Source organism: Janthinobacterium sp. 17J80-10, assembly GCF_004114795.1.
GTDB lineage: Bacteria > Pseudomonadota > Gammaproteobacteria > Burkholderiales > Burkholderiaceae_D > Paucimonas.
The window spans coordinates 3,122,654-3,141,257 of the sequence record NZ_CP035311.1 but is presented as its reverse complement, the minus strand read 5'-3'; the positions used below and the strand labels follow the sequence as shown (position 1 = coordinate 3,141,257).

Below are 18,604 nucleotides of genomic sequence, written 5' to 3'. Positions count from 1 at the left end.
GACGTTTCTAGGGAAATGGCTCGGCGCGCGAAATATTGCCGCCATCCGGCTTTGCGGGTGCAACGGCCCGGGCGCGTGCAATCAAGCCGAGGGTGGAACTGTCATGCTGGTTAGATACGCTCGCATCAGCCAGTTCCGCATGAATTTTTTTTGCCAGCACTTTGCCCAGTTCTACGCCCCACTGGTCGAAGCTGTTGACGCCCCAGATAACGCCTTGCACGAATGTCTTGTGTTCATAGAGCGCAATCAGGGCGCCAAGTCTGGCGGGCGACAATTCATCAAGCAAAAGCGTATTGCTGGGACGATTGCCAGGAAAAATCTTGTGAGGCAACAACGCGGCAATCGCTTCTGAAGATTTCCCTTCGGCTCGCAAGTCGTTTCGGGCTTCATCGCTGGTTTTTCCGAGCATTAATGCTTCCGACTGGGCGAAGCAGTTTGCCAGCAAGGCCGTGTGGTGGCCGGGGAAATCATGGCTGGGTTTTAAGGCTGCAATAAAATCGACAGGCACGATATCGCATCCCTGATGCAGCAGCTGGAAATAGGCATGCTGCCCATTTGTGCCGACGTCACCCCAGATAACGGGACAGGTGCAGGCTTCCAGTGGCACGCCATCACGGTTCACCTGCTTGCCGTTGCTTTCCATTTCCAGTTGCTGCAGGTAGGCAGGAAAGTGTTTCAAGTCTTCGTGGTAGGGCGCAATCGACAAGGTCGCATCATGGAAATAATTGCGATTCCAGATCCCGATCAATGCCAGCAACACAGGCATGTTCTGCACCAGTGGCGCTTGCTGGAAATGGCGGTCCAGCGCATGGGCGCCCGCGAGCATATGCGTAAAACGCTCGGCGCCGATTGCCAGCATGACGGGCAGGCCGATCGCCGACCAGAGTGAATACCTGCCGCCGACCCAATCCCAGAAGGGGAACATATTTTCAGGGGCAATGCCAAACGCTTGCACCGCCTCGGTATTGGTCGATGCCGCAACAAAATGTTTTTCCAGGTCGGCGGGATGCGGATGCTGGCGCAGGAACCAGGCTCGTGCCGTCTGCGCATTCATCATGGTTTCCGCCGTGGTAAACGTTTTGGAGGCAACGATGAAGAGTGTGGTGGCGGGATTCAGGTGCGGGAGCAGGGCAGCGAGGTCGTGGCCATCGGCGTTGGAAATGAAGTGCGGGGTCAGGCGCGGATGCACATACGGGCGCAGGGCCTGGCACGCCATCTTCGGGCCGAGATCGGAGCCGCCGATGCCGATGTTGACGATATCGGTAATAGGCAAATCCGAATAGCCGCGCCAGGTGCCGGTGCGTACCCGTTCGGAAAAGGCAGCCATGCGGTCGAGTACGGCGTGGACCTGGGCATTGATGTCGACGCCGTCGAGTCGCAAGGATTGTCCGCGAGGTGCGCGCAGGGCCGTATGCAAGACGGCGCGTTGTTCGGTGGTGTTGATGCGCTCACCGGCAAACATGGCCTCACGGTGCTTTTCGACGCCGCATTCCTGGGCCAGGCGCACCAGCAGCGCGATAGTGGAGCGGTCGAGGCGGTTCTTGGAATAATCCAGGAACAGGCCGGCCACTTCGAGTGACAAGGTTTGTGCACGTGCCGGATCCTGCGCGAACAGGTCGCGCAATTGCCAACCACGTGCAAGAGTATGGTGCTCCATCAGGGCCGCATTGGCCGCGGTGGCGGTAAAAGGCATCTGGGGCATGTGACGAATTGATAAGTGGGATAAATATACAATACTTTTAAGTAAATTTACTACTGGATGATGCGATCGCGTCGTTGTGCGCAATGAGAATGCTGTAACATCTTCCCTGACGGCAGGCGTGGCTGGCATGGGAAATCTCAATGGATGCCGAGCTCTTTGGGATGGATTGCAGCAATGTAGTAAAATTTCAATTCGGCTTAGCCAAGGATAATTTTGCCATGTCGATTCACCCTACTGTAGCTGCAGTAACCAAAAAAATCGTTACGCGCAGTCAAGCTAATCGTCGTGCCTACCTGCATCGGCTCGACACTGCCCGGCACCAGGGGGCGCATCGAAGCTCCTTGTCCTGTACCAACCTTGCCCATGGCTTCGCGGCTTTCCCGCCGAACGACAAGTTAAAGCTCAAGCAGCTGAAATGCCCCTCGGTGGCAATCATCTCTGCCTACAACGACATGTTGTCGGCGCACCAGCCCTACGAGCATTTTCCACCGCTGATCAAGGAGGCAGTGCGCGAAGCCGGCGGCGTGGCGCAATTTGCCGGTGGCACGCCCGCCATGTGCGACGGCATTACGCAAGGCCAGGCAGGGATGGAACTGTCGCTGTTTTCGCGCGACACCATCGCCATGGCAACAGCTGTAGCCCTCTCGCACAATATGTTCGATGCCGCGGTGTATCTCGGTATTTGCGACAAAATCGTGCCTGGTCTGTTGATTGGCGCCTTGCATTTCGGCCACCTGCCCGCCATTTTTATCCCTGGCGGGCCAATGACCTCCGGCATGTCCAACCCTGAAAAGTCGCGGGTGCGCCAGCTGTATGCGCAAGGCAAGATTGGTCGCGAGGAGTTGCTTGAGGCGGAATCGAAGTCCTATCATGGGGCAGGCACCTGTACCTTCTACGGCACTGCCAACAGTAACCAGATGCTGATGGAAGTCATGGGGCTGCATTTGCCGGGTGCGGCATTCATTTCCCCCAATACGCCGCTGCGCGATGCCCTGACCCGTGCGGCGGCGCGCCGCGCTGTCGAAATTTCGGCGCTGGGCCAGCAATACCTGCCGGTCGGGCACGTGGTCGATGAAAAGGCCATCGTCAACGCCATCGCCGCGCTGCTCGCCACGGGCGGTTCCACCAACCATACGCTGCACCTGGTGGCCATTGCACGCGCCGCCGGCATCATCATCGACTGGGATGATTTCAATGCGCTCTCCCACGTAGTGCCGCTCCTGGCGCGGATCTACCCGAACGGCGATGCCGATGTGAATCATTTTCATGCCGCCGGCGGCACCCCCTTTGTCATCCGCGAGCTGCTCGATGCCGGCTTGCTGCATGAGGACGTCACCACCGTCCTCGGTCAGGGCCTGCGCGCGCATTGCGCCGAACCCTTGCTGGAAGATGACGTTGCTGTATGGAAGCCTGCGCCCGCCGTGAGCGGCGACCTGAACGTGGTGCGCCCGGTCGCCGAACCGTTTTCACCCGAAGGCGGGCTGCGCCTGCTGTCGGGAAATCTCGGGCGCGCCGTGGTCAAGGTCTCTGCAGTCAAGCCGCAGCATCGCCTGGTCGAGGCGCCTGCCATTGTTTTTGATTCGCAGGACGCTTTCATGCAGGCTTACGAGGCAGGGCAACTTGAGCGCGATTTCATTGCAGTCGTGCGCTTCCAGGGGCCGCGGGCCAATGGCATGCCGGAGTTGCATTCCCTGACGCCCGCGCTGGGTAGCCTGCAGGATGCCGGCTACCATGTCGGCCTGGTCACCGATGGACGCATGTCGGGGGCCTCCGGCAAGGTGCCGGCGGCGATTCATGTGTCGCCGGAAGTGCTGGCCGGCGGCCCGCTCGGGCTGGTCAAAACCGGCGACATGATCCGCCTCGATGCCGAGAACGGCTTGCTCGAAGCACAGGTGCCGGCAGCGCAATGGGCAGCACGCGTGCCTGAGGCTGTGGACATGTCGCCCAACGAAGTGGGCATGGGGCGCGAGCTGTTCGCGATGTTCCGCCGTACGGTCAGTACGGCCGAGGAGGGCGGCGCGACCTTTGGGCTGCCGCCGGTTCTGGCGGCCGAGTTCGAGAACAATTCGCTGGGTGCCGATGCGGGCGAGCCGTTCAATGATGAAGACACACCCTTCACTGATCGCGACACCATGATTGTCCAGAAACGCTGACCAGGAGATTGCCCCTGATGACCCCGACCGCAACGAAACTCGCCGCCATGAAGTTGACCGACATTATGCGCGCATCGCCGGTGATTCCCGTGATCGCCATCGACGAACCGCAACAAGCCGTGCCGCTGGCGCAAGCGCTGGTTGCCGGCGGCATCCGGGTGCTCGAAATTACCTTGCGCACCGCGCATGGCCTGGCCGCCATCCGGGCCATTGCCGAACAGGTGCCGCAGGCGATTGTCGGCGTCGGCACCCTGACGCGGCCCGAGGAGTTCGCCGCGGCGCGCGATGCCGGCGCGGTCTTCGGGGTTTCTCCCGGGTTGACTGGTGCATTGGTCGATGCTGCCCGCTCCTCCGGCCTGCCGCTGCTACCCGGTGTGATGACACCCAGTGAGGTCATGGCTGCGCGCGAGGCAGGCTTTGCGCAATTGAAGTTGTTTCCGGCGGTGCCGGCGGGCGGCGTGGGCATGTTGAAAGCCCTGGCAGGCCCATTGCCGGATGTATTGTTTTGCCCGACCGGCGGCATCACACTGGAGAGCGCGCCGCAATTTCTTGCGCTGGAAAATGTCGCCTGCGTGGGCGGGTCCTGGCTGACGCCGAAAGAGGCGCTGCATGCCGGCGACTGGGCCGCCATCACTGCGCTGGCGCGACAAGCCAGCGCGCTGCGCTAAAATAGTGGATTCTCCCATTTGCGAGCAGACATGACTCAGGACGAACTCAAGCAGGCGGTTGCACGTGCCGCCATCGAATATGTCGTGGAAGGTGAAATTGTCGGGGTCGGCACCGGTTCCACCGCCAATTTCTTTATCGATGAACTTGGCAAGATCAAGCACAAGATCAAGGGTGCGGTCGCGTCCTCCGAAGCCACGGCGGCGCGCCTGAAGTCGCATGGCATCGAAGTCTTTGATCTCAACGATGTCGTCTCGATGCCCGTGTACATCGATGGCGCCGACGAGATCACCGCCGCCGGCGCCATGATCAAGGGCGGTGGCGCGGCGCTGACACGCGAGAAGATTGTTGCTTCCGTCGCGGGCAAGTTCGTCTGCATCGCCGACGGTTCCAAGCTGGTCGACAAGCTGGGCAAATTCCCGTTGCCGGTCGAAGTGATACCGATGGGGCATGCGTCTGTGGCGCGCGCGCTTGCGCAACTGGGTGGCGAGCCGCGCCTGCGCCTGAAAGACGGCCAGCCTCTGCTGACCGACAATGGTTGCTACATCCTCGATTTGCATGGCTTGCAGATCGCCGACCCGGTGGTGCTGGAGGCGCAGATCAACAATATCGTCGGCGTGGTCACGGTGGGGCTGTTCGCCCGCCGTGGCGCCGATGTCGGCCTGCTGGGCATGGCTGATGGCGTGAAGAAATTCACCTATTGAGCCTGGCCCGGAGATTGGTGTCAGATCGCAGGCAGGCGGCTTGAATTTTCAAATAAAAAATTGAATCAATCTGGTGATCGAAATGCCCTCGCCGGCAAGGGGCGTATTTTCTAACTGAAACAATTCAAAACTGTTTTGCTAGATATCAACGTTGTAATCTGGCGAGCATTGTCCAATAGTATTTACTGGATAATGAAAGAGCCCAATGCTCGCGGATCTCGACGCTGCACTATTCCACTTGCTCAACGGGCTTATTGGTCAATGGCCGCTGATCGACAAACTCGTCCATACGATTGCAGATGATTTGTTCTTAAGAGGAACAGTAATTTTCTTTCTGCTGTGGACCGCCTGGTTTATGGACGCATCCAGCAGGAATCGGGAGATCTTGTTATGCGGGCTGGTCGGAACTTGCGTGGCAACATTGACATCAGTATTCTTGCAGCATTCACTGATGGTGCATGTGCGGCCGCTTTTGGATACGCACCTCGACAAACAAATCGCGCCCGCGATCGATATGTCAATATGGACGACAGCGGATTCGCTGACGCATTTGAACTCCTTTCCCAGTGATACCGCAACGATGTATTTTTCGCTTGCGATTGCTATCGCCTGCAGCAACAAGCGCCTTGGCGTGGCAGCCCTTGCCTGGACACTGTTCGCCATTGCACTGCCACGGGTCTATCTTGCCTATCATTATCCCAGCGATGTGCTTGGTGGCTTTTTGCTGGCGCTGGCTGTCCAGATGTTTTTTACCCAAATAACAGCCGTGCGCCAGGCGGCTCAGAAAGTGCTGCTTGTTTTCGGCGGCAAAGAGTACCTCCTGCACGCCATAATGTTTGTACTGGTCATGGATATGGCAAATTTGTTTGTTGGTGTTCGCCATGCATTGCGAGCCATTCCGGTTGCCCTCGCCTTGATGCACTGAACTTACAAACAATAATTTCTTCCATAATGAAAAAAGCCCGCGCGTGCATCGGCGGGCTTTTTTATGTAAAAGCCTGAATACTTATTCGCTTGGCGGCACGTAGCCTTGCGCCGCATCGGCACCGTCGCCAAAGAAATGCTTTTCCATTTGCGTCGCCAGATATTTGCGCGCGCGCGCATCGGCCAGGTTGAGGCGGTTTTCATTGACCAGCATGGTCTGGTGCTTGAGCCAGCCGCCCCAGGCTTCCTTGGAGACGCTTTCATAGATGCGCTTGCCCAGTTCGCCCGGGTACGGCGGAAAATCCAGCCCCTCGGCGTCCTTGTCGAGCTTGATACAGTGAACGGTACGTGCCATGTTTTTTCCTTAAAGTTTCTTAATAAATACCAGCGACTTGCGCTGCCAGTTGTACATGAGTTGCCGGTTCTTGGGCAGGTCATCGACCGTGGCGGCGACAAAGCCGCGCCTGAGGAACCAGTGCGCCGTGCGGGTGGTCAGCACGAACAGCTGTTTGATGCCGGCAGCGCGCGCGCGGTTTTCCATGTGCGAGAGCAGGCGCTCGCCATCACCCTGGCCCTGCACCTCGGGATTGACGATCAGGCAAGCCATCTCCGCCATCTTGTCTGCCGGGAATGGATACAGCGCGGCACAGCCGAAGATAACACCATCATGCTCGATCACCGAAAAATAGCTGATTTCGCGCTCGATCAGTTCGCGTCCGCGCTTGACCAGGGTGCCATCGGCTTCCAGGGGTTCAATCAGCTGCAGGATGCCGCCGACGTCCTCGATGGTGGCTTCGCGCAGGCTTTCCACGTTTTCGTTGGAAATCATCGTGCCGATGCCATCGTGGGTGAACAATTCCAGCAGCGCCGAGCCATCTGTGGCAAACGGCACGATATGCGCGCGCGGCACGCCGTTGCGGCACGCCTTCATGGCATGCTCGAGATAGAAGGCCGAATCGGCCGGCAGGCATTCCGACGAGAGCACGGCCGAGGCCTGGTGCGTCGACAGTTCGCGCATTTCCGTGCCGGCGGCGTCGGTCAGCATCGGCGTCTCGGTAATGAAAATCAGCTTGTCGGCGCGTAGTGCGGTTGCCGCAGCCACCGCCACGTCTTCGAGGGTCAGATTAAAGACTTCACCTGTCGGCGAAAAGCCCAGTGGCGACAGCAGGACCAGGCCGCCATTGTTGAGAATGGGGTTGATGGTCTCGTAGGCAATCTTGCGGGTCAGGCCCGTCCATTCGAAGTCGATGCCCTCGATCACGCCAAGCGGCTTGGCGACGACAAAATTGCCGGAAATGATGCGGATCGCCGCATGCGCCATGGGCGTATTCGGCAAGCCCTGGCTGAAGGCGGCCTCGATATCCAGGCGCAGCTCGCCGGCCGCTTCCTTGGCGCATTCCAGTGCCGCCACATCGGTGATGCGTAAGCCATTGTGAAAGCGCCCTTCCACGTGGCGTAGCGCAAGTTGTTCCGCCACTTGCGGACGCGAGCCGTGCACGATCACCACCTTGATGCCAAGGGCGTGCAAAAGTGACAAGTCATGCGCCAGAACCGGCAGCGCGCCAGCCATGACCAGCTCGCCCGGGAAGGCGACCACGAAGGTTTTGCCGCGGAAAGCGTGGATATAGGGCGCAACTGAACGCAGCCACGCAACGAATTGAATCGGATTTTCCATGGCCGCATTATAATTCGCCCAGCCATGTCTGCACCTGAACTTCCCAAAAATACCACGGGCGCGCCGTCCCGGGGCCCCAAGCCCGGCCGCGCAAGCGCGCCCGCGTCCGCTTCTGCGCCTGTGCGCAATCCCTTGCCGCCGATCGTCTTCCCGGAAGAATTGCCGGTATCGGGCCGACGCGACGAGATTGCGGCCGCCCTGCGCGCCAACCAGGTGGTGATCGTTTCCGGTGAAACCGGCTCCGGCAAGACCACGCAATTGCCGAAGATTTGCCTGGAACTGGGGCGCGGCCAGGCTGGCCTGATCGGCCATACCCAGCCACGCCGCATTGCGGCGTCCGCCACCGCCAAGCGCATTGCCCAGGAACTGGGGTCGCCCCTGGGCGAACATGTCGGCTTCAAGGTGCGCTTTACCGACACGCTGACCAAGGGCGCCTCGGTCAAGCTGATGACTGACGGTATCCTGCTGGCCGAGACGCAGACTGACCAGTTGCTCAAGCAATATGACACCATCATCATCGATGAAGCGCACGAACGCAGCCTCAACATCGATTTTTTGCTGGGGTACCTCAAGCAGCTGCTGCCCAGGCGTCCTGATCTCAAGGTCATCATCACGTCGGCCACCATCGATGCCGAGCGCTTCGCGCGGCATTTCGCCAGCGGCGACAAGCCGGCACCCGTGATTGAAGTATCGGGCCGCCTGTACCCGGTCGAGATCCGCTACCGGCCGGTGGAGCCGCCCGACCGCAATGCCGCCAAGCCGGGTGCTCCCCCCACGGCAGCGCAAAAAGGCCGCGAGCAGCGCGACCTGATGGATGCGGTGGCAGATGCTGTCGATGAATTGTGCCGCCTCGGTCCTGGCGATGTGCTGGTCTTTTTGCCCGGCGAGCGCGAAATCCGCGATGCCGCCGAAACCCTGAGGAAGCACCACCCGCCGCATGTCGAAATCCTGCCGCTGTTTGCCCGCCTGTCGGTGCAGGAGCAGGAACGTGTTTTCAAGACATCCAATGCCCGCCGCATCGTGCTGGCAACGAATGTGGCGGAAACCTCGCTGACAGTGCCCGGCATCCGCTATGTGGTTGATGCCGGCCTGGCGCGCGTGAAGCGCTACAGTTACCGCAACAAGGTCGAACAGCTGCAGATCGAGGCGGTTGCGCAATCGGCCGCCAACCAGCGCGCAGGCCGTTGCGGCCGCGTTGCCGCCGGCGTGTGCATCCGCCTGTACGAGGAGCAGGATTTCCTGCTGCGGCCGAAGTTCACTGATCCGGAAATCCTGCGCTCTTCGCTGGCATCGGTGATCCTGCGCATGAAGTCGCTGCACCTGGCCGATGTCGAGACCTTTCCCTTCATCGAGCCGCCGCTGGGGCGGGCAATTGCCGACGGCTACCAGCTGCTGCAGGAACTGGGCGCGGTCGATGACAACAACCAGTTGACGGCAACCGGCCGGCAGCTGGCCAAGCTGCCGCTGGATCCTCGCATTGGCCGCATGATCCTGGCCGCGCGCGAGCATGCCTGCCTGTCCGAGGTGCTGGTGATTGCCGCTGCCCTGTCGGTGCAGGACCCGCGCGACCGCCCGCTGGAGGCGCAGCAAGCCGCCGACCAGGCGCACAAGAAATTCGCCGATGAAAAATCCGAGTTCGTTTCCTACCTGAAGATCTGGAAATGGTTCGAGGAAGCCGTCGAACATAAAAAGACCAACCGCCAGCTGGCCGACAATTGCCGCGCCAATTTCCTGTCGCAATTGCGATTGCGCGAATGGCGCGACGTGCACTCGCAATTGCTGACGCTGGTGCGCGAACAGGGCTGGCGCATGAATGAGGCGCCAGCCACCTACGAGCAACTGCACGTTGCCTTGCTGACGGGCTTGCTCGGCAATATCGGTTTCAAGGCAGAAGACGAGCCGTACTATCTCGGCGCGCGCGCCATCAAATTCCACGTCTGGCCTGGCTCGCATCTGGCAAAGAAGGCGGGCAAGTGGATCATGGCGGCCGAACTGGTCGAGACCAACCGCCTGTACGCCCGCTGCATTGCACAGATCCAGCCGGAATGGCTGGAGCGCATCGGCGGGCACTTGCTGAAGAAATCCTGGGGCGACCCGCGCTGGGAAAAGCGCACCGCGCAAGTCTCGGCCTACGAGCGGGCCACGCTATACGGACTGGTGGTGTACAGCCAGCGCCGCATCAATTTCGGCGCGATCAACCCTGCCGAGGCGCGCGAGATTTTTATCCGCGGCGCCCTGGTGGATGGCGACTACGAGACGCGCGCGCCATTTTTCATGCACAACCAGCGTCTGCTGCGCGAGATCGAGAACCTGGAACACAAGTCGCGCCGGCTCGACGTGCTGGTGGACGAGGAATTGATCTTCGCCTTCTACGACAAGCTGGTGCCGGCCGAGATCGTCAATGGCGCCGCCTTCGAGAAGTGGCTGAAGGATGCGACGGCACAGAACCCGAAGCTGCTGCACCTGAATCGCGACGACCTGATGCGGCATGAAGCGGCCGGCATTACCACCGACGTCTTCCCGAAGGCGATGAGCGTCGCGGGCACCGACATGGCGCTGACGTACCACTTCGAGCCCGGTTCGCCGCGCGATGGCGTGACCCTGGCAGTGCCGTTGTATGGGTTGAACCAGGTTTCTGCGGCGCGCTGCGAATGGCTGGTGCCAGGCATGCTGAAGGAAAAGGTCCACTTGCTGCTGAAATCGCTGCCGCAGAAATTGCGCCGCCACTGCGTGCCGCTGCCGGATTATGCCGCGGGGTTTTGCGACCGCACCCATGCTGCGCTTGGTTTCGGCAAGGGGCCATTGCTGGACGCCCTGATCGCCGACATTCGCGAGCAGACCAGTATCGTCACAAAACTTTCCGACTTCAAGCTGGAGACCCTGCCTGCCCACCACTTCATGAATTTCAAGGTGGTCGACGAGCATGGCCGCCAGCTCGAGATGGGGCGCAACCTCGCGGCCTTGCAGGGGGAATTTGGCGGCCAGGCGCGCCAGAGCTTTCAGCGCCTGGCCGAAGCTGCCACGTTTGTGCCGGCTGACGGCGCGGGCGCCAGCGCACATTCCTCGAATGCCGCAAATTCTGGTGTCGGCAAACAGGTCGTCGCGGCAGGCATTGCCGCCAAGCCCGGTGCCGCAGCGTCAGGAGGACAGCCAGGCGCCATCGACCAGCAAAACCTGACCACCTGGTCTTTTGGCGAATTGCCCGAACTGCTGGAGATCCAGCGCGGCAAGCAAACCCTGATCGGTTTTCCCGCGCTGGTGGACAAGGGCGGCCATTGCGACATCGAGGTCTTCGATGACCCGGACGAAGCGGTGCGTGTGCACCATGCCGGCCTGAGGCGGCTGATTGCGCTGCAATTGAAGGAACAGGTCAAGTACCTGGAAAAGAACATCGCCGGCTTGCAGCAGATGGGCATGCAATTCATGTCCCTTGGCACCCAGGAAGAATTGCGCGACCAGATCATCCAGGCTGGCCTCGAGCGCGCCTGCTTGCAGGCGCCGCTGCCCAAGAATGCCGCCGAATTCAATCAGCGCCGGGATGAGGGCAAGGCGCGCCTGGGCTTGCTGGTCAACGAAATCGCCCGGCTGGCGGGGCAAATCCTTGCCGAATACCATGCGTTGCCGAAAAAGCTGCAGGGCGCCAAGGGACACCCGCAGGCGGTGGCCGATATCCAGGCGCAGTTGCTGGGATTGATAGGCAAGCGTTTCATCGCCGAAAACGATTATGCGCAGCTTGCCTACTTTCCCCGCTACCTCAAGGCCATCAATGTGCGCCTTGAAAAACTGCGCGCCGATCCGGCGCGCGATGCCCGCCTGATGGCGGAATGGCAGCAGGTAGCCCAGCCATGGCAGCGGGCACAAAAGGGGCAGGGCGCACGGTCCGATCCGAAAATGGCCGAATTCCGCTGGCTGCTGGAAGAGTTGCGGGTGTCGCTGTATGCCCAGGAACTGCGTACGCCCATGCCGGTGTCCGCCAAGCGCCTGCAAAAAGTATGGGAAACGCTGCAGCGATAGAAAATGCCGGAGCGCTGACGCGCATATTTCCTGGAATCGCCCTGTTTTTGCAGAAACCTTACGGTTTTATAGAAACTTGGCGGTTTTACCAAAACCTGACTGTTTTATAGAAATCTTGCGATTTTCACGTAAAATTCGGCTGTTACGCTACTGTTAAGCGATTGAGCAAAGAAAAAATGACTATCAAATCCGATAAATGGATCCGCCGCATGGCCGAGCAGCACAGCATGATCGAGCCTTTCGAGCCCGGCCAGGTGCGCGAAGCCAATGGCCAGAAGATCGTGTCCTACGGCACGTCGTCGTACGGCTACGACATCCGCTGCGCGAATGAATTCAAGATTTTCACCAACATCAATTCCACCATTGTCGACCCCAAGAATTTCGATGAAAAATCCTTCGTCGATTTCAAGGGCGATGTCTGCATCATCCCACCGAATTCCTTTGCGCTGGCGCGCACCGTGGAGTATTTCCGCATCCCGCGCAGCGTGCTGACCATTTGCCTGGGTAAATCGACCTATGCGCGCTGCGGCATCATCGTCAATGTCACCCCGTTCGAACCGGAATGGGAAGGTTACGTGACGCTGGAATTTTCCAACACGACGCCGCTGCCCGCCAAGATCTATGCCGGGGAGGGCTGCGCCCAGGTCTTGTTCTTCGAGAGCGACGAGATTTGCGAAACTTCGTACAAGGACCGCGGCGGCAAGTATCAAGGCCAAGTAGGTGTTACTTTACCCAAAACTTGATACTCCCTACCTTGTGCGTCGGCCCCGGTGGTGCACGCCTAGTTGAAGATTCATGCGGTCATCAGTCGCTTCATCCAGTCGAGCAGCACTGTCGGCAGCAATTCCGGCTTTGGCAATAACGCGTAATGCCGCAATCCAAAAACCTGGGATAAATATCCGGCAGCGTGCCGGTCAATCGTCAGGCAAAACGGCGTGACGCCCTGCAGCTGTGCTTCTACTACTGCTTGTCGCATATCTTCCACGCCATAGCGTCCTTCATAGTCATCAATGTCGTTTGGCTTGCCATCCGACAGTAAAACCAACAGCCGATGATGAGCAGATTGGCGCATCAGCAATGCAGTTGCGTGCCGCAGCGCCGCCCCGGCGCGCGTGTAATGTTCTGGCTCAAGTGCAGCGATACGGAGTGCGATGTCGTTGTCGTAGCGCTCGTCAAAATCTTTGATGGTCTTGATTGAGACATTGTCAGGCCCCTCTCCAGAAAATGCCTGCACCGTGTACGGCTCTCCCATGCCATCAAGGGCGATGCACACAAGGAGCAGCGCTTCGCGCTCGACGTCGATAATGCGCCGATCGTCCGAGACCCAGGAGTCGGTTGAACCACTCACATCGATCATGAGCGAGATCGCCATGTCGCGACGCATCGGACGGCACGTCTGGTAAAGTGCTTGCGGCATCGATCGTCCGGCACGGAAATCCGCATAGCCGTCGATATAGGCGTCGAGGTCAATGTCGTCCCCGTCCAGTTGCCTGGATAGCCGGACACGATTTGCGCGCAACATTTCAAAGCGTCGCCTGATGGTGTTGAGCATGGCTTGGTGCTTGAAAAGTGTTGCTGCCACCCATTTCTGTTGGCCAAACGCGGCTGGTGCCAGACGAAGGGTTGCGCCCGGTTCAAGGTAGGCGCTTGCCTGATAATCCCATTCCGGATAGCTGACGGTTGCAGCGCCTGAGGCTGAATTGGTCTTGTTTCTCTTCCCGTGAAATTCCGGCGTATCATCCGACAGCAATATTTCCTTCGGGCGTCCCGGGGTGGTAACCAGCCGTGCTTCGGGAAGATCTGCAAGCGACTCGGCGAGTTCGTCGGTGGCGGTATGCTCTTCGCGATCGGTGGGGCGTTGCATACCCAATGGATCTTCGGCGTGTTCATTGGGCTGTGCCGTCTGCACCATGAACATGCCTTGCTTTTCCTCGTCCTCATCGGCGTTGGGCTCGCGGACTTCCGGCCGTCGCTCTAGCCGGCCAAGCCGTGGTGGCTTGGTGACATGGCTTTCCGGATGATTCCATCGGGCGTGAACAGGACGCGTTCCGTGAGCGATCGTGGGGGCACGTAATTCACCGGTCCAGGTATCCTTGAGAAGGATGCAGTCAGGTTGCGCAGAGAAGGCAAGAGTCCTGGTGATGGCCTTTGCCTGTTGAGCAACAAGGGCAGAGGATTGCGCCAGCACGATGCCATTCGCCGCCACGCCGCAATCGGCTTGCAGCACCGTTCTTGCCAGCGTTTCCAGCTGGCGCCGGTATGCCGGAAATTTTTCCGGCACGGGGCGCAAAAGCAGTGCCTCCCGCCGCAACGCGTTAATCGATTCTCGCAATCCCGGCAAGCGCCTGACGAGCGCATAATCGGCTGCCGCCGCTTCCAGCAGCAGGAATACCTCACGCTCGCCCGTTGTCAGTCCACAGGTGAGTTGTTCGGCGCTGCCACGCACGGCGCGCATTGCCTGCTGCAACGCCAGTACACGATAGCGTGCAAAGGCGGAAACGGTGTCGTAAAGTCCCACGCTGCGCGGTAACCAGATCGAGCAGCCATCGGTTGCAGGAAGGGCGTGATCATGCAACGGCCCCTGGCGGCGTTTCGCCAGCGCTTGCAGCAATGTGAGTCTGGCCGGTGGTTGCGATATCCGAATGGGAAATGCCTGACCGAATACGGCAATGATCAACAGACCAAGCCGCTCGGCAGCGTCCGCCAGTTGTACCTGCTGATTGGTCGTCGAAGCTGGATGGTGCCGCCGCCACAGATTGCGCGCGAAGATGGTCGCGTGGCGCGCCGCATCGATCATCACGTCTTCGGCTTCAGCCATGATTCACTCTGGCGCGCTGCGGGCAATCGCGGCTGTGCGCGGCATCAGACGAAGCTGGCGTCAACCAGGTCACGCATTGCCCCCACCAATGCCATTTCATCGGACAGTGGCGATACCAGCGCGGCATAGCAGGCTTGGCGCACTGAAATGCCGCTGGCGATCAGGCGTGCTGTGGCGATCAGCAGCCGGGTGCTGGGCACTTCGGCTAGCCCACGGTCCTGCAAGCGGCGCAGTCGATGCCCCAGCGAGACCAGCGCGTGGGCGGTCGGATGATCTGCTCCACTTTCATGCATGACGATGCGGAGTTCACGCTCCGCATCAGGGAAGGCCAGGTCCAGCGCGACAAAGCGCTGGCGTGTGCTCGGCTTCAGGTCCTTGAGCATGCGCTGGTATCCAGGATTGTAGGACACCACCAGCTGAAAGCCGGGTGCAGCCTCGACCATTTCGCCTGTTTTATCGAGTGGCAGGCTGCGCCGATAATCGGTAAGCGGGTGAAGAACGACAACCGTATCCTGTCGCGCTTCCACTATTTCATCAAGGTAGCAGATTGCGCCCTCGCGCACTGCACGCGTCAGCGGGCCATCCTGCCAAACGGTACCGTCATGCCGGATCAGGAAGCGGCCAATAAGATCGCTCGCTGTCAAGTCGTCATGACACGAGATCGTGACCAGGGGCCGGCCAAGTCGCCAGGCCATATGTTCGACAAACCGGGTTTTTCCGCATCCGGTCGGGCCTTTCAGCATGACGGCGAGATTACGCACATGGCATTGCTCGAAAATGCGCACTTCATCACCGCTGGCAACATAGTAAGGCGCGTTGCCGGTGTCCGCGATACCGTCAAATGACACAGGCGCCGTTGCTTTCATCAAACAGCTCCAGTTGCAGTTGCCTGTGGCATTATGTCGCGGCCCTGATAATGCCGGATTTGCCATCGATTAGCGCATCATCCCCCATGGTCTCGAACTTCGGCGCATATCGGAAGAAATCCCAGATGAAAAGCATGACGCCAACTGCAAAAAGCGACGCAGTGATGATCAGCATGATGAAATGAATTTGAATTTTCAACTGCGTATCAAGGTAGCCCATCCCGAGAATCCGCTCGAGATAAACCTGGCCAATACCTGCCGTGGCAAATGAAATCGTCATGCCGAACATGCCGCCCAGCTGCAGCCAGAATGCGAAGTAACCGGCTTTGGAACCCTGTTCGTTGCGGCCCGGTGTCATCAGCGGCAATGCGTAGCTGATCACGGCCATCACAATCATCGCATAGGCGCCATAAAATGCAGCGTGGCCATGCATTGCCGTGATCAGGGTGCCGTGCGTCCATTTATTAACGCTCGGCCAAGTGTGCGCCAATCCTAGTAAACCCGCACCGAACAAGGTAAACACGGCGCTACCGATAGTCCAGTGCAGCGCCAGCGTATTGGGATGCGCCAATCCTGAACGTCGTATTGCCGAGTATGCATACATTGCCATGCCAATCAGTGCTAAAGGTTCGAGAGCACTAAAGAATCCGCCGACCGGCAGCCAGTAATGCGGCACGCCTACCCAATAATAATGATGTGCGGTGCCCAATATTCCGGCAATAAAAACCAGTCCGACGATGACATATAACCATTTTTCCATGACTTCGCGATCAGCCCCCGACAGGCGAATCAAGAGGTAAGCAAGGAAACTGCCCTGGATCATTTCCCAGACACCCTCCACCCACAGGTGGATGGTCCACCAGCGGTAGAAGATAGAGATTGTGTAGTTGTTGAAGTTGATGAGCGCTGGCAGATAGAGCAGGGCCGCCGACCCAAGTCCGAGCAGCAGGACACCTTCCGTGGTCGTGAATCGTCCCGAGCGCTTGATAGTCATGCCTACGTTATAAAGAAACATCAGCATGACTACGACGATGACGATTTTATGAGGCATTGGCTGTTCCAGGAGCTTATTCCCTGTGCCGTAACGAAACAGATAGCCGATAACGGCTGTTACCCCCATCAGTACCCAGAGGCCGAGCTGGTAGTAAGCCAGTTTCGTGCTGTGCAGTTCGCTCCGAGACTCCTCGGGTACGATCCAATACGTGGCTCCCATAAATCCAGTCAATACCCAGACCACGAGCAGGTTGGTATGAATGACCTTGGTGACATCAAACGGCAAGATATTCAGTAACGGATCAGGTCCAAGGTACTTTGTTGCCGACAGTAAGCCAAAGACAATCTGGAGCCCGAATAACACCATGGCTACCGCGAAATACCAATACGCAACTTGCTGAGACTTGTACCGCATGCTTGCCTCCGTCGTATCCTATGCGCCCAGCATCTGGCCACAGATCGCCTTCGATCGATTTAAATATTGTTTACTTCAGTGTTGCCAGGTAAGCGACCAGCTGTTCGATCTGTTCGGGTTTTAGATCTTTCGCATACGTTGTTGGCATAAACGACTGACCGTTGGCTGAGTAGGTCGGGCCAGGCACCAGATGCGCACTGGGGTTGACGATGGACTCCCTGATATATCCTGCAAGATCCTTCGCGCTGCCCTTATAGTCTGGCGAGGCAATCGTTTTTTCAGTGCGGGTCGCTATGCCGGCGAGACTTGGACCGGCGAGGTTGACCCCGGGCGATACGGAATGGCACGCGAAACATGCCGGCGGTGTCGAACGGAATAAGGATTCACCAATGGCAATCGGATTGTCGGCTGCGGTGACGGGTCGGGCGCCTGGCGGCGTTTGCTGACCGGCGCCGGCGGGTTTGGTCTGCTGGTCAATACTTAATGCAGCACCCGGGATGGCTGATCCGGACACGATAATGGGACGGGGTGGCCAGCCCTGATTATCGATCTTGCTGACCCAGTCCAGGAAACTGATCAGATGGCTGATGTCTTGATCGTTCAAGTTTTGTTTCGGCATCAGGCGTCGGTGTTTCTGTTCATCGTAGAACTTCGACGGGTCCTTCATGTAGGCCGTCAGATAGGCCGCGCCGCGATGCTGTGTAATCTTCGTCAAGTCTGGTGCGTAGTAGGCGCCTTCGCCAAACAGCGTATGGCAATTGATACAGTTGTTCCTGTGCCAGACATCCTTGCCCAGGATGACTTCTTTCGTCATGTTTTCCGCATTGGTCAGCTTGGCGACCTGGCGATGGGTGTCTATCGTCAATGCAAGAAAAACCAATGACGCAATCGCAGTCGATACGATCGCAAACAGGCGCGTCTGGCGTTTATTCATGGCTTCGATACCTCTGCGTCAAACGCCGATGCCGGCCCAGTATTTAACCGATATGAATCCTGCATAGAAGATGGCAACAGCCATTAATAGCAGTACCAATAAGCTGACCCATTTCAATGGGCCGCGCATCAATATGTCAGGCATCGTTTAACCTTTTTGACTTTTTGTTAGCCCTTATATATGTAACTGAATCCAAATAGGGCGTTGTTGATCAATTCGAGATAACTACAGAAAATCGCTCGGCGCTCACTATGAACTCACCGTCAACGGCAAATTACCAATCGGTATCGGCAACTCCCCAAAGTCGATTTTTCAACTAGGACTGGTGCGAACGGCTTTGAGGGGAAGGGCATGGTCCAGAATTTTCAATTCCAGCAGACGCAGATTTTTGCTGGAAAGCCTGGTTCCCAGCGCATTTACAACCGCGGCAATCCGGGCACGCTTGGGATCGAAAGAAAAGGAAATCGACGCCAGTTCAAGCGATACGCGCACGCTGTCCTGATCCACGCCATTTGTCGAGCGCACCATGGTTTCGATGGCGCGCCGTGTTGTCTCGTCCTGAACAATCTCGCCATCGATGGCGAAGAAGGCCACCGGATGCCCTTGGGCCTGGGCCTTGGTCACGATGACATGGTCATATACTGCCGCGATCTTGTCCTCCACGCAGTGGCCGCATGCATTGGCCGGTGGCCCATGAATCGCAAGCAGGAACCCGGCGGCACAGACGAAGGCTCGCATGA

14 protein-coding genes are annotated in these 18,604 nt (G+C 58.6%); 6 read left to right on the top strand and 8 right to left on the bottom strand.

The window, feature by feature from the left end:
• Positions 1 to 7 precede the first annotated feature (7 nt).
• Positions 8 to 1,702: a glucose-6-phosphate isomerase gene (gene pgi / locus EKL02_RS14095; protein WP_128902637.1), complete on the bottom strand. Its 1,695-nt coding sequence runs from the start codon at positions 1,700 to 1,702 to the stop codon at positions 8 to 10.
• Between the two features lie 218 nt (positions 1,703 to 1,920).
• Here pgi and edd point away from each other — a divergent pair, with 218 nt between their 5' ends.
• From edd to EKL02_RS14075, 4 genes are all read left to right on the top strand, one after another.
• Entirely contained in the window at positions 1,921 to 3,855 is a 1,935-nt protein-coding gene (gene edd, locus EKL02_RS14090; protein WP_128902636.1) for a phosphogluconate dehydratase, read from the top strand.
• Positions 3,856 to 3,902: 47 nt separating this feature from the next.
• Complete coding sequence (gene eda / locus EKL02_RS14085; RefSeq protein WP_128903514.1) at positions 3,903 to 4,523, top strand: bifunctional 4-hydroxy-2-oxoglutarate aldolase/2-dehydro-3-deoxy-phosphogluconate aldolase; 621 nt, start codon at positions 3,903 to 3,905, stop codon at positions 4,521 to 4,523.
• Positions 4,524 to 4,553: 30 nt separating this feature from the next.
• Positions 4,554 to 5,225 (top strand): ribose-5-phosphate isomerase RpiA, encoded by a 672-nt coding sequence (gene rpiA, locus EKL02_RS14080; protein WP_128902635.1) that lies wholly within the window; start codon positions 4,554 to 4,556, stop codon positions 5,223 to 5,225.
• 205 nt (positions 5,226 to 5,430) lie between these two features.
• Complete coding sequence (locus tag EKL02_RS14075; RefSeq protein WP_128902634.1) at positions 5,431 to 6,150, top strand: phosphatase PAP2 family protein; 720 nt, start codon at positions 5,431 to 5,433, stop codon at positions 6,148 to 6,150.
• 81 nt (positions 6,151 to 6,231) lie between these two features.
• Here EKL02_RS14075 and EKL02_RS14070 read toward each other — a convergent pair whose 3' ends face one another.
• Both EKL02_RS14070 and argA read right to left on the bottom strand, forming a co-directional pair.
• Positions 6,232 to 6,504 carry an oxidative damage protection protein gene (locus EKL02_RS14070; RefSeq protein ID WP_128902633.1) on the bottom strand — a complete coding sequence of 91 codons (273 nt, stop codon included), beginning with the start codon at positions 6,502 to 6,504 and terminating at the stop codon, positions 6,232 to 6,234.
• 9 nt (positions 6,505 to 6,513) lie between these two features.
• On the bottom strand, positions 6,514 to 7,824 hold the full coding sequence (gene argA, locus EKL02_RS14065) for an amino-acid N-acetyltransferase (protein WP_128902632.1): 1,311 nt from the start codon (positions 7,822 to 7,824) through the stop codon (positions 6,514 to 6,516).
• Between the two features lie 24 nt (positions 7,825 to 7,848).
• On the opposite strand from argA, the gene hrpA reads away from it, so the two are divergent.
• Both hrpA and dcd read left to right on the top strand, forming a co-directional pair.
• Positions 7,849 to 11,838: an ATP-dependent RNA helicase HrpA gene (hrpA, locus tag EKL02_RS14060; protein ID WP_128902631.1), complete on the top strand. Its 3,990-nt coding sequence runs from the start codon at positions 7,849 to 7,851 to the stop codon at positions 11,836 to 11,838.
• Positions 11,839 to 12,014: 176 nt separating this feature from the next.
• Positions 12,015 to 12,581: a dCTP deaminase gene (gene dcd, locus EKL02_RS14055; protein WP_128902630.1), complete on the top strand. Its 567-nt coding sequence runs from the start codon at positions 12,015 to 12,017 to the stop codon at positions 12,579 to 12,581.
• A 50-nt stretch (positions 12,582 to 12,631) separates the two neighbouring features.
• On the opposite strand, the gene EKL02_RS14050 is transcribed toward dcd, so the two are convergent.
• The 5 genes from EKL02_RS14050 to EKL02_RS14030 form a co-directional block, all read right to left on the bottom strand.
• The gene (locus tag EKL02_RS14050; protein WP_128902629.1) at positions 12,632 to 14,656 is read right to left on the bottom strand and encodes a VWA domain-containing protein; all 2,025 of its coding nucleotides are present in this window, start codon (positions 14,654 to 14,656) and stop codon (positions 12,632 to 12,634) included.
• A gap of 44 nt (positions 14,657 to 14,700) precedes the next feature.
• Positions 14,701 to 15,522 (bottom strand): CbbQ/NirQ/NorQ/GpvN family protein, encoded by an 822-nt coding sequence (locus tag EKL02_RS14045; RefSeq protein ID WP_128902628.1) that lies wholly within the window; start codon positions 15,520 to 15,522, stop codon positions 14,701 to 14,703.
• A 31-nt stretch (positions 15,523 to 15,553) separates the two neighbouring features.
• Positions 15,554 to 16,930 (bottom strand): cbb3-type cytochrome c oxidase subunit I, encoded by a 1,377-nt coding sequence (locus tag EKL02_RS14040; protein ID WP_128902627.1) that lies wholly within the window; start codon positions 16,928 to 16,930, stop codon positions 15,554 to 15,556.
• 70 nt (positions 16,931 to 17,000) lie between these two features.
• A complete protein-coding gene (locus tag EKL02_RS14035) occupies positions 17,001 to 17,864 on the bottom strand; it encodes a c-type cytochrome (protein WP_128902626.1) in 864 nt (287 codons plus the stop codon).
• A gap of 312 nt (positions 17,865 to 18,176) precedes the next feature.
• Positions 18,177 to 18,602 carry a hypothetical protein gene (locus tag EKL02_RS14030; RefSeq protein ID WP_128902625.1) on the bottom strand — a complete coding sequence of 142 codons (426 nt, stop codon included), beginning with the start codon at positions 18,600 to 18,602 and terminating at the stop codon, positions 18,177 to 18,179.
• Positions 18,603 to 18,604 lie beyond the last annotated feature (2 nt).